A 10873-nucleotide genomic window follows, 5' to 3' on the forward strand; every position below is an offset into this window, starting at 1 on the left:
AATGGAAAATAACCCTTATGATATTCTTGGTGTATCCCCAGCAGCTTCAAAAGCAGAAATTACAAAAGCTTTAGCAACAGCAATGAAGCGCAAGCAATATCCTGTAGCTGTGATTGCGAAAGCACAAAAAAGCTTGATGAAGCCTGAAGAACGCATAATAGCTGACTATTTGCGCCCTATATTGCCGCCGATTAAACAATTGCAATATAGTGATTTATCAAAATTGGATCAGCCAGCACCAACATTAGTGTTATTGCCAGAATTTGATGGCTTAGAACAAGCTATGGCTCAAGCTATCCAAGAAGAGCACCTAGAAGGAGAGTATTTAGCCATGCCCTTATCGGCATTATTTACCGAGGGTATTACAGCTTGCCAAGAGGGACGTTACCCCAAAGCCATAAAATACTTAGAAGACTACTGTCAAGGCTGCACCGAACGCCACAGTCAAGAATATATCAAAGCTACTATTTGGCTGATCAAAGCCTATAAAATGGGTGGACAGAGACAAAGAGCGATCGCCCTTTGTCAGCTTTTAACTAGCCATGACCATCCCCAAGTCCAAACTTGGGCAAAAAATAACTTACCTTTGCTATCTAAAGAGATTTCTCGTGCCTGACTCATCCCCAACCTATATTCTCAGCCAAGAACAGCGTGACTTGCTGATACAAAAGCTTGGCACCCTCGAAAAGCAAAATGTTGAATTACAGCAGTCCTTGCGAGAACAGCAAACCCAAGCAGCAGCCAACACCGAAGATTTATTTTTGGAACTTTTAGAAGTTGCTGATGCCCTAGAAGCCTTACTAGACTATCTAGAAAATAACTCCAACCCCAGTCCAGAATTTATTGAGCGCTTACCCAGAAATATAGGCGCAGTAAATCGGAAATATCTCAGTGTATTAGGAAAGCGTCAAGTCTTGCCTATAGAACTGCAAGGCGATCAGCCCGATTTTAACTTGTGTCGCGTCGTAGATCGAGAAGTACGCCCTGATGTCCCAGACCAAACAATTACGAAAGTTGTCCGTCGCGGGTTTCGTTTGGGTGAAAAAATCCTGCGTCCAGCAGAAATAGTTACATCCAAATCAGAATAAAGTAGGATAAATATTTGTATAGGTTTTTACAGAACCCAGATTGCTGATGAATATACATTTAGCGTCACAATAATCAAAGTATTTCACTTTTTAAATTGGCTGAAAATTTATATGACTCCTCACGAAAGTGATACAAAAGATGCTTCTGCGTCATCGAAAGCATGGCGCGGTTGGCAAGAAAATTTCACCTTAATTGCGATCGCCTTATGTTTGGCATTCCTGATCCGGACTTTTATCGCCGAACCCCGCTATATTCCCTCTGAGTCAATGTTTCCCACCTTACATACAGGCGATCGCCTAGTGGTGGAAAAAGTCTCCTATCGTTTTCACCCGCCGACATTCGGAGATATTATTGTTTTTCAGCCACCAGCAGAATTACAACGCCGGGGATATCCCAAAGACCAAGCTTTCATCAAGCGGGTTATTGGTCAACCAGGAGAAGTAATTAGCGTTGCTCAGGGCAAAGTTTATCTCAACGGTCAACCTTTGTCTGAAAACTATATCGCTGAACCACCTAATCAGCCATTCCCACCGGTGAAAGTCCCAGAAGGGGAATTTTTTGTCATGGGAGACAACCGCAATGATAGTAATGACTCTCGCTACTGGGGCTTTTTACCGAGAAAAAATATTATCGGTCGGGCAACTTTCCGCTTCTGGCCTTTCGACCGCATCGGCTTAATTTAATTATCGGGGTGGGGTTCTCCCGCCCTTAAAACTGGAGATAATACATTAATTGGGCGATCGCATCCCCAGGTAATTCCAAGCGTTGTTGGAAATCAATCAAGTTCCGGTAAGGGCCAGCAGCTAGACGGTTTTCCACCACTGCTTGAGCTAGAAGCAAATCGATAAAGGGAATTTGTACCAGCTTCTCCACCGTTGCTGTATTCGGGTTGACTAAAAACCCAGGTTTATCTAGAGACTCGTCATCATAGTAACTAAAACTCAGCAGGGGATTTAGGGGTGCTAGTCGCTGCACTGGCATACTCAAAGCCGCCGCAATATCTTCAATACAGTAAAATTTAACACCAGCCCGTGAAAGTTCTACAAGCGATCGCCCTTGGTGAATCGACAAACCAGGTAAGCGTAGCCAATCATCTACAGTAGCAAGATTTGCATCAATACGAATACCCAGTTTTGCCGCCATCTGAATTTCTTCCCCAGATTGTAGTCGATAGTAGGGGTCATTAAGCAGCTTGGCTCGGAGTTTTTGTAATTTGAGGTTCAAAGGTAGCCAATTGTTCATGATTATTGCTTGTGTCAAGAAATTTGATCTAGCAACTGGCGGCGCTTTTGCTCAAATTCGTATTCAGTGATCAGTCCATCTTGACGGAGAGCATCTAACTCACGCAAGGCATTAGCTACTGCTCCCACTTGATTACTTGTCTGCTGAGAGGCGTTTACCGCTGACTTACCCAGATTAAAATGACGATCAAAAGCCTCTTCATCTTGGGCTAAATACCAAACTCCCTCAATAGCACTAGCTACCTTAGGAATAGGCGTCCAGGAAAGTAAAACATACAACAGTCCCCACAGCGGCTGTCCCAAATAAAACTTATGTAATCCTGAAATTGTCAGCGTGCCAGAAAAAGCTAAAATAACAGCGACGCTTCGGCTCTTTCGCTTAGTTAACATATTTATAATCAATCTACCATTACCATAGTTCAGACAATCAGACAGCCATAGTACCAAAGCCTGTTGATAAATTCAGCATGGACAAATTCCTAATTATTCACAAACATATTCATCTATTGTAGTCAATAACCCCTCAACTGCTCACCTGGGGACTCCCGCGATTTTGATGATGAATCTAGGAGAAGATAGTTGTAAAAAATATAGACAAATATCTTTTACTTTGAAAGTTTTACCTTTACTGGGGAAACTACAATCCCCTTTATCCCATCTGCAAAAGCATTAGGGATTGCTTTTCTGAGAATATTTAGTGATCCATTTACATCTGCGTTAACTAAAATACCTTGAGCAGATTTATAAAGACCACGTTTAATTCTGTTACCGCTAAAAGAATGGTTTTCCCCTTTTTTATATATGGGGAGTACATCTTGATCTAAAAAACTAGATTTAGATGTATAGCTTTCTTCGGTGATAATTACAGATATCCCCTCTAATTCTGCTTTATAGGTCAACTGTTCAATAAATCTGGTATGTGGTATTTGAGTAAAATTTTGGTTATTTTTAGAACCTATATTGAGTTCTTGTTTCCAACCTTCATTTTTCCCAATTACCAAAGTACCTATATCTAATTCAATCAACTTATTTATTAAATATCTGCTGGCTTTATGCAAGTAGTCATCAACCTTAAAATTGCGTTTTGCACAGAGAGTCTGTAATTTTTTTGAAGTCCTGGTTTTGAGAATCGCCTGTAATTGGTGCTTCTTTTTGTTAAAAAAATGATTAATGGATTTTAAAGGTCTGCCATTAATCAAGAAAGGTATTAAACCTGCTTGATTGAAAGTTACAGAAGCCAAATTATTTAATCCTAAATCAATACTGGCAATTTTCTTATTATCTGCCTGTTTTGGTTTTTCTTCTTGATTATAAATCACCTCAACAACATAATGATTAAGCTTGGGAATCACCCTAACTTGTGCTATTTCTTTAGCCTTAGTAGGGAAAACTATCTCAGTCTGGCTAAGTTTAATAAGTCCTTTTGATAGAAATGGTTTAGACAAAGCCTGTATGGTATAAACTAACAGGTTTCTCCCATTTTCCTTATGTTTGTATTTAGGTAATTTTGGTTGGCCCAAAAATCTAGATGGGTTTTCTTGATAAGCCTTTTGTGCTTGCAAAAATGCTTTCCAATTCTTATCTAAAATTATTAGTATTTGCTGACTTACTTTAGCTGGTAGATTTTTGTAATCAAACTCACTTTGTAATAATTTTTGGGTCTGATTATAATTGAGAATTTTACCAGTTTCAAAGAAGGATTGCCTAATTAAGTAGTTGGCAGCATTATAGAGATTTTTGGAAAGAAAGCACAGCCTATCAATTTCTTGATAGTTTTTATGAGGTTTTTTGATGATATGTCTTTCTGCTAGTTTCATTCATCCTCCTCAAGACATTTTACAATGCACTCAGTTTTCCGAGTCCGTCTTCTAATTGAGTAAAGTCTTGCACAAAAAGAAGTAATAATAGAAACAAAGTCGTGCATTAAATCATCTGTTCTTTCTGTTGCTAAATTAACAACTTCAATATCTCTACCAAGTTGATTCAGTAAAACTTTAAGATAATTAAATCCTACTCTTGATAGTCGGTCTTTGTGTTCACATATAATCAGTGTGTAATCATCTTGGTTTAATAGATGAATTAACTTACGTCTGTTATCATTAACACCACTACCAACTTCTTTTACTATTCTGACAACCGTATATCCTTTGGCGCAACAATAAGATTCTAGCCTCTGAGCCTGAGTGTCCAGGTTAGATTTATTTTCACTACTACTGACTCTGGCATAGATAACTACTCCTTTGTTGATTGGTTTATCGAAGTTGACTATGACTGTACCTGTTGTTAATTGTGTAGCGTTGAGTTCACCACGTTTCCACATTCTCCAGGCTGTTTTATAACTAACTCCTATTGATTTAGCATAATCTGATAGTTTCATGGAGAGTCTTTCTCGACCTTCACAATTATTTTAAGACATTTGTCTATATTTAGCAATGCCTGTCTATAAAATCATAGAAGTTTACCAATACTAGTGCACCATGGCGAAAATAACTATGCCTCCTGCCTTTTAGCGACTGCCAAATTGTACTAGCTATCAACCCAATAACCTCAAGAAACACTGATGGCCATGTCTGCACCGAAAGCTGAGTTTTTTGAGCAAAAGGCGATCGCATCGCCTCTAATCCCTAATTTAGTAGGCAAAGATGGCATTAGAATGCATAGTATAACCATCATGGCGATAAAACACTTCACAGTATTTACAGTATTAGAACTTACGCACTATACAAATTGAACACGATATGGAGCAACGATAGTTGGTCATTTTCGGCTTTTGAACATGGCTTTGTAGGGTGCGTCAGATGTCAAAAATCTGTTCATTATTGCCAAATTATTGGGTCTGACGCACCCTACAACAGACTTAAGCAATGCTTCATATTTGATGTTTCCTGTCTGTTAAGTCCTAAGTATTTATAGTCTATAGGAGAAATCTTTTCTTTACCCCCAGCACCCACTAGCTTTAAAATACACGTACAAAATCAACATTAAAGCAACTGAAAGCGCCAAACCTCAATTAATGGCTAAAGCTTTGGGTATCGCCGGTTTATTGAGGACATTTTTAGCGAAAAAAGGTTCTTAAGTCAAGTGTAGAGATTTCGGTAAAAAACTGTACTCAAACCGAAGCTTCTTCCCTAGATTATTAACCTAAACTAGAATAAGACTAGAGGCAAAACAATAAGCTACTGAGCAGCATCACTCAGTTGAGTAGAAGCAAGATGGGATTCTTTGACTCGGAAATAGTTCAGCAAGAAGCTAAACAGCTGTTTGAAGATTATCAAGCACTGATTCAGCTTGGCAACAGCTACGGCAAATTTGACCGTGAGGGTAAAAAGCTGTTTATTGAGCAAATGGAAGCGATGATGGATCGATATCGCATCTTTATGAAGCGCTTCGAGCTATCAGAAGATTTCATGGCGCAAATGACTATACAGCAGCTAAAAACTCAGCTAGGTCAGTTTGGCGTTACACCGCAACAAATGTTTGAGCAAATGCACGTCACCCTCGAACGGATGAAATCCGAGCTAGAAAAACAGATTTAGTCAATTTGGGGTTTGAGATTGGTAATTAATCCCAAATCCCAAATGCTAAATTACTGTGATCTAGGGCGGGGAAACTGGCTCGGAGACTTAAAGTTCTCCACCGGCACCCCATTAAGCGCTTTCACCATAAAATCACGCCAGATGGGAGCAACCATTCCCCCACCCGTTGCACCGCTAGCTAATTGCCTGTTGTCGTCTCTCCCTACCCAGACAGCAGTCGCTAACTGTGGCACAGTACCGACAAACCAGATATCCTTTTCTGAGGAGGTTGTTCCTGTCTTGCCAGCAGATGGGCGATCTATGGCGGCACCCTTACCAGTACCCTCAGTCATTACCGATCGCATAATATCGATAGTTGCTGCTGATGCCCAAGGATCGAGAACGAGCTGGGGTTTAGGCGTATTGTCTAGCAACACATTGCCACTACTATCAGTGACACGGACAATTACTGTCGATGGTGACTGCCAGCCATAATTGGCAAAGGTAGCATAGGCACTAGCCATTTCTAAGGGCGTAACGCCAATAGCACCTAGAGGCAAAGAAGATACAGGTTCCATCGGACTCATAATGCCCAAAGTCCGGCAGGTCTCGATCACTTTATTCATCCCCACAGACTTACCAAGCTTAATCACGGGAATGTTGCGCGATTGTGCTAGAGCAGTGCGAATTGACATTGCACCTTTAAAGCTACCGTCATAGTTTCTCGGAAAGTACCAACCGTCACCATCTCGATAGCTAACTGGGGCATCAATCACCGTTGTATCTGGAGCAAACTTACCAGTAGCAAAAGCAGTATAGTAAACAAAGGGTTTAAAAGAAGACCCAGGCTGACGTTGAGCTTGGGTAGCCCGGTTGAACTCGCTGACTTTAGGATCTACGCCACCCACCAGGGCTTTGACAAAATGTGTGCGCGGATCAATGGCCACCAAGGCTATTTGATTCCTCGATAACCCATTACCCCGGAGTCTTTCATGCCACTTAACGACGGTTTCCTCTGCCATTTCTTGGAATCTGGCATCAACTGTAGTTTGCACCCGCATCCCGCCTTTTAGCAGTGCCTCTCGCCCAAATCTTTTCGCCAACTCCTGGGCTACGGTATTGGTAACATAAGGTAGGGCACTACCTTGAAAAGACCTGATTCTGCCAAGTTTAATTTCTTGTTTCAGGGCGTTGTCGTACTCTAGCTGGGTGATCCAGTTCAATTCCAGCATCCGTCCCAGCACTTCTTTTTGTTTCTGTTTTGCCAGCTTCATGCTCGCAAACGGGCTGAATTCTTCTGGCGCTTGGATCAAACCCGCCATCATGGCTGATTCACCCAAGGTTAAAGTTTCCGCTGACTTGTTAAAGTAGCTGCGTGCTGCTGTTTGCACACCATAATTGTTATGCCCCCAATAAACTTGATTGAGGTACATTTCCAAAATTTGGTCTTTACCGAGAATTTGCTCTAACCGAATTGCTAGCACCGCTTCTGCTATCTTCCGGGTAAAGGCACGCTTTTGAGACAAAAATAAATTTTTCACCAACTGCATGGTGATAGTAGAGCCACCCTCTTTTACACTACCTGCTTTGGAGTTGGCTACGATCGCTCGTCCAACGGCGGTGGGGTTAATCCCGTGGTGATCATAAAAATGACCATCTTCGCTGGCTAATACGGCTCGTTTGAGATTTGGAGAAATTCTATCTAGAGGTACAACTTCCCGGTTAGCTTCCCCGTGAATACTCGTTAAGAGTTTGCCCTTAACATCATAGATATATGAAGTTTCTGAGGGAAAAAAGTTACGTAATTGTCTCACGTCTGGCAAATTGCGGAAACTAATGGCTAGGCCAACCAGTCCTCCGGCTACAATGGAACTTGCCAACATAGTGATTGATAAAAGAGTACTGCCAGTTATCTGACCTACTCCTTTCAACAACTCAAAACCTGATGAAGCCCGACGTTGCGGCTCTTTGTCTTCAAAAGTCCTAGACGACACGGCGATTCCACTTCCTCACTTGTAAATATAACTGTAATTCAATGCAATGAAGTTAGACGGTTAGTTTTTTGCAATTATATTAGTTTGGCAGATGAAAGAACGGACAACTTGCCAGTGAACATAACCCACTTAACGAATAGTACAGAAAACGTAGTTTATGGCGAATCTCCGAGTATGGCGCTAAATTTTTCTTGGTTGCGTCGTGGTATAGCAGAAATTTTTCCTCAACCCCATGATGCTGACAGTGAAACGGAAAGTCTGGAAAAGCGGTTGGCGAATACTAACCGTCCTTTAAGAGTCAAATTGGGTATTGATCCTACAGGTGCGGATATTCATCTTGGTCATAGCATACCAGTTAGAAAACTGCGAGCTTTTCAAGATGCTGGTCATACAGCAGTTTTGATTATCGGTGATTTTACGGCACGCATTGGTGATCCAACGGGTAAATCTGATGTGCGTCGTCAGCTAACAGAAGATGATGTGGCCCTGAATGCCCGGACTTATCTCGACCAAGTGCGCCCTATTTTAGATTTTGACACACCAGGACGGTTAGAGGTGCGCTATAACTCGGAATGGCTTTCCCGGTTGGATTTGGGGAAGATTTTGGAGTTACTTTCAACGATGACTGTGGGACAGATGTTAGCCAAAGAGGGTTTTGCAGAACGCTATAAACAAGAGAATCCAATTTTCCTCCATGAGTTCCTTTATCCACTGATGCAGGGTTTTGATTCTGTCGCCGTTGAGGCTGATGTGGAGTTAGGTGGGACTGACCAAAAGTTTAACATCGCGGTGGGGCGAGATTTGCAACGGCATTTTGGATTAAAGCCTCAGTTTGGGCTGTTGCTGCCAATTTTGATTGGCACGGATGGGGTACAAAAAATGTCTAAATCCCTTGGTAATTATGTGGGTTTGGGGGAACATCCTTCACAAAAGTATCAGAAGTTGCAAGGTGTGCCAGATAATTTACTGTCACAGTATTTTGAATTGCTGACAAATTTACCTTTAGATACACTGCCAGAAAATCCACGCGATCGCCAAGAATATCTCGCTTGGGAAATTGTCAGACAATATCATGGCGAAGTTGCAGCAAACGAAGCTAAGGAAGCGGCAAAAAGCGGTGGTAAGGAAGGCGCTGTTCCTGAATTCCCTCTTGGTAATGTCCAGTTCCCAGCTAAGTTGGCTTATATGCTCAATGCTACAGGCTTGTGCAAAAGCACTGGGGAAGGCAAGCGAAAAATCCAAGAGGGTGGGGTACGCTTAGATGGCGATCGCATTACGGATGTAGATACAACTTACCAAGATCCTAGCGAACTACAAGGTAAAGTCTTACAAGTTGGTAAAAACAAATTTGTCCGACTGAAACCCTAAAAAATTCAAAATACCAGATATACGTATAGCTGGGGTATCCCCAGCCATACAGAGATGATTTTAGGACTTACGCAATAAATCTCTCAAACCTTCTTCCTTCTTCCTTCTTCCTTTGTGTCCTTTGCCCCCTTTGCGGTAGCCTACGGCACGCCGCTTTGCGTCTACGTTTACAAAACTTAAAATAAAAAGAATGAATACAAATGAGCGAATTATCGTCCCTTTAGATGTAACAGATTTGCAAAGTGCGATCGCCCTGATTGATCAATTTCCCCAAGTTACCTTCTGGAAAGTTGGCTTAGAACTGTTTACCAGCACAGGCCCGACAATTCTGGAAATCCTCAAATCCCGACAAAAGCAGATTTTTCTGGATTTGAAATTTCACGATATCCCCAACACCTGCGCCGGTGCTTGTCGGGCTGCATCCCGTTATGGGGTAGATTTATTGACAATTCACGCAACTTGTGGAACAGATGCTTTAAAAGCGGCAGCAGAAGCAGTGCAAATCGGCGCCAATCAAGCAGGTGTCAAACCGCCCAAACTAATCGCCATTACCCTGTTAACTAGCATTTCTGCGAGACAGTTGGCATTTGATTTAAAAATCCCCCTAGAATTGCCAGAATACGCCTTAGAGATGGCACTTTTAGCCCAGGAAACCGGGTTAGATGGAGCAGTTTGTTCACCGCAAGAAGTAGCGCAATTGCGGGGAACTTGCAAAGATGACTTTGTGCTAGTTTGTCCGGGAGTACGTCCCACTTGGGCAGATAAAATGGATCAAAAGCGATCGCTAACTCCCAAACAAGCAATACTTGCAGGCGCAAACTATCTAGTAATAGGGCGCCCCATCACCGCAGCCGCCGATCCTGAGTTAGCTTGGAAGAGAATTTCTGAGGAGTTAAGCGCGATCGCATGAACCCAGAAAGCAGGAAGAGAAATCATAGCTTGTGGTTTGTAGCTTGTAGCTGCTGGGTTTTAACATCCAATAGCCTTAATTATCCTGCATACTCCCAAAACCTTACCCCATATCAAAGCAAGGGGGAAAATGAAAAGATCAAAAGCTCCTGTTCAGAGCAAAATTTAGAAACATTAATAACCCAATTATTGCGGGACTTACCCAACTACACCAACCGTGCCACCCAACGCGCACGCCGTTTGAGCAGACGTGTTGACCTTTTCAGCTATATGCTAGTTGCCGGAAAACCTGAGTTTACACCCTTACCCTTAAACCCTGGTGGTAATACCGCAAATGAATATCAATCAGAAGGAGTAGAGCAGGTTTTCTTTACTACCTTAGAGCGGCAGTATATAAATAAGCAAGCGGTAGAATTGCAGCAATTCCACAGATTGTTGTTAACGAAAACTCAAAGCGGTTGGGCAGTGGTAATGATGTTTACCCAAACTGGTTCTTACTCCAAGGAACAAACGCCATCACCACCACGAGATAGTAGTAATAGTGCAGTAGCCCAAGGTGTTAAACTCTGGTTACGCGATTGTCAGGCGGGAAGCGTGCGATCAGGATTTTCAAGATTAGAGGATTAACAGGATTTTATGGGAAGGTTTATCTTCTCAGATTTCGGATTTTTAAGATTAGTGTTTTTTCTTTATCCTGAAAATTGTCAGAATCAGGATTTTCAAGATTAATTGTCAGAATCAGGATTTTCAAGATTAG

Annotated in this window: 13 protein-coding genes; 8 read left to right on the forward strand and 5 right to left on the reverse strand. The window is 41.9% G+C overall.

The genetic code is table 11. The annotated features are described in order from the left end of the window. Position 1 precedes the first annotated feature (1 nt). The 3 genes from H6G32_RS13405 to lepB all read left to right on the forward strand — a co-directional run bounded on the left by H6G32_RS13405 (position 2) and on the right by lepB (position 1772). A complete protein-coding gene (locus H6G32_RS13405) occupies positions 2-616 on the forward strand; it encodes a molecular chaperone DnaJ (RefSeq protein ID WP_190458973.1) in 615 nt (204 codons plus the stop codon). After that, positions 609-1088 carry a nucleotide exchange factor GrpE gene (locus H6G32_RS13410; RefSeq protein WP_190458975.1) on the forward strand — a complete coding sequence of 160 codons (480 nt, stop codon included), beginning with the start codon at positions 609-611 and terminating at the stop codon, positions 1086-1088. Before H6G32_RS13405 ends, H6G32_RS13410 begins: the two co-directional genes overlap by 8 nt. Positions 1089-1199: 111 nt before the next feature. Further along, positions 1200-1772, forward strand: coding sequence for a signal peptidase I (gene lepB, locus H6G32_RS13415; RefSeq protein ID WP_190458977.1), 573 nt, complete (start codon positions 1200-1202; stop codon positions 1770-1772). A 25-nt stretch (positions 1773-1797) separates the two neighbouring features. Here the strand turns inward: lepB and H6G32_RS13420 are convergent, their stop codons facing one another. The 4 genes from H6G32_RS13420 to H6G32_RS13435 all read right to left on the reverse strand — a co-directional run bounded on the left by H6G32_RS13420 (position 1798) and on the right by H6G32_RS13435 (position 4707). Beyond that, on the reverse strand, positions 1798-2331 hold the full coding sequence (locus H6G32_RS13420) for a ComEA family DNA-binding protein (protein WP_190458979.1): 534 nt from the start codon (positions 2329-2331) through the stop codon (positions 1798-1800). 14 nt (positions 2332-2345) lie between these two features. After that, entirely contained in the window at positions 2346-2720 is a 375-nt protein-coding gene (locus H6G32_RS13425) for an NINE protein (protein ID WP_190458981.1), read from the reverse strand. A gap of 215 nt (positions 2721-2935) precedes the next feature. After that, a complete protein-coding gene (locus H6G32_RS13430) occupies positions 2936-4147 on the reverse strand; it encodes an RNA-guided endonuclease InsQ/TnpB family protein (protein WP_190458983.1) in 1212 nt (403 codons plus the stop codon). Then, positions 4144-4707 carry an IS607 family transposase gene (locus H6G32_RS13435; protein ID WP_190458985.1) on the reverse strand — a complete coding sequence of 188 codons (564 nt, stop codon included), beginning with the start codon at positions 4705-4707 and terminating at the stop codon, positions 4144-4146. Before H6G32_RS13435 ends, H6G32_RS13430 begins: the two co-directional genes overlap by 4 nt. 189 nt (positions 4708-4896) lie before the next feature. Between H6G32_RS13435 and H6G32_RS13440 the strand changes: the two genes are divergently transcribed. Further along, positions 4897-5061, forward strand: coding sequence for a hypothetical protein (locus tag H6G32_RS13440; protein WP_190458987.1), 165 nt, complete (start codon positions 4897-4899; stop codon positions 5059-5061). A gap of 481 nt (positions 5062-5542) precedes the next feature. Next, positions 5543-5866 carry a DUF1825 family protein gene (locus tag H6G32_RS13445; protein ID WP_190458989.1) on the forward strand — a complete coding sequence of 108 codons (324 nt, stop codon included), beginning with the start codon at positions 5543-5545 and terminating at the stop codon, positions 5864-5866. A gap of 50 nt (positions 5867-5916) precedes the next feature. On the opposite strand, the gene H6G32_RS13450 is transcribed toward H6G32_RS13445, so the two are convergent. Further along, positions 5917-7839 (reverse strand): transglycosylase domain-containing protein, encoded by a 1923-nt coding sequence (locus H6G32_RS13450; RefSeq protein WP_190458991.1) that lies wholly within the window; start codon positions 7837-7839, stop codon positions 5917-5919. A gap of 174 nt (positions 7840-8013) precedes the next feature. Between H6G32_RS13450 and tyrS the strand changes: the two genes are divergently transcribed. The 3 genes from tyrS to H6G32_RS13465 all read left to right on the forward strand — a co-directional run bounded on the left by tyrS (position 8014) and on the right by H6G32_RS13465 (position 10743). Next, positions 8014-9207 carry a tyrosine--tRNA ligase gene (gene tyrS, locus H6G32_RS13455; RefSeq protein ID WP_190459009.1) on the forward strand — a complete coding sequence of 398 codons (1194 nt, stop codon included), beginning with the start codon at positions 8014-8016 and terminating at the stop codon, positions 9205-9207. 190 nt (positions 9208-9397) lie between these two features. After that, complete coding sequence (pyrF, locus tag H6G32_RS13460) at positions 9398-10117, forward strand: orotidine-5'-phosphate decarboxylase (RefSeq protein ID WP_190458994.1); 720 nt, start codon at positions 9398-9400, stop codon at positions 10115-10117. Then, complete coding sequence (locus H6G32_RS13465) at positions 10114-10743, forward strand: hypothetical protein (RefSeq protein ID WP_190458996.1); 630 nt, start codon at positions 10114-10116, stop codon at positions 10741-10743. Before pyrF ends, H6G32_RS13465 begins: the two co-directional genes overlap by 4 nt. Positions 10744-10873 lie beyond the last annotated feature (130 nt).

Source organism: Cylindrospermum sp. FACHB-282 (assembly GCF_014697195.1).
GTDB lineage: Bacteria > Cyanobacteriota > Cyanobacteriia > Cyanobacteriales > Nostocaceae > Cylindrospermum.

Bases quoted from the DNA above. Each gene is read 5' to 3' on its own strand.
- H6G32_RS13405 (WP_190458973.1), top strand. From the start codon at position 2: ATGGAAAATAACCCTTATGATATTCTTGGTGTATCCCCAGCAGCTTCA.
- lepB (WP_190458977.1), top strand. From the start codon at position 1,200: ATGACTCCTCACGAAAGTGATACAAAAGATGCTTCTGCGTCATCGAAA.
- H6G32_RS13420 (WP_190458979.1), bottom strand. From the start codon at position 2,331: ATGAACAATTGGCTACCTTTGAACCTCAAATTACAAAAACTCCGAGCC.
- H6G32_RS13425 (WP_190458981.1), bottom strand. From the start codon at position 2,720: ATGTTAACTAAGCGAAAGAGCCGAAGCGTCGCTGTTATTTTAGCTTTT.
- H6G32_RS13430 (WP_190458983.1), bottom strand. From the start codon at position 4,147: ATGAAACTAGCAGAAAGACATATCATCAAAAAACCTCATAAAAACTAT.
- H6G32_RS13435 (WP_190458985.1), bottom strand. From the start codon at position 4,707: ATGAAACTATCAGATTATGCTAAATCAATAGGAGTTAGTTATAAAACA.
- H6G32_RS13440 (WP_190458987.1), top strand. From the start codon at position 4,897: ATGTCTGCACCGAAAGCTGAGTTTTTTGAGCAAAAGGCGATCGCATCG.
- H6G32_RS13445 (WP_190458989.1), top strand. From the start codon at position 5,543: ATGGGATTCTTTGACTCGGAAATAGTTCAGCAAGAAGCTAAACAGCTG.
- tyrS (WP_190459009.1), top strand. From the start codon at position 8,014: ATGGCGCTAAATTTTTCTTGGTTGCGTCGTGGTATAGCAGAAATTTTT.
- pyrF (WP_190458994.1), top strand. From the start codon at position 9,398: ATGAATACAAATGAGCGAATTATCGTCCCTTTAGATGTAACAGATTTG.
- H6G32_RS13465 (WP_190458996.1), top strand. From the start codon at position 10,114: ATGAACCCAGAAAGCAGGAAGAGAAATCATAGCTTGTGGTTTGTAGCT.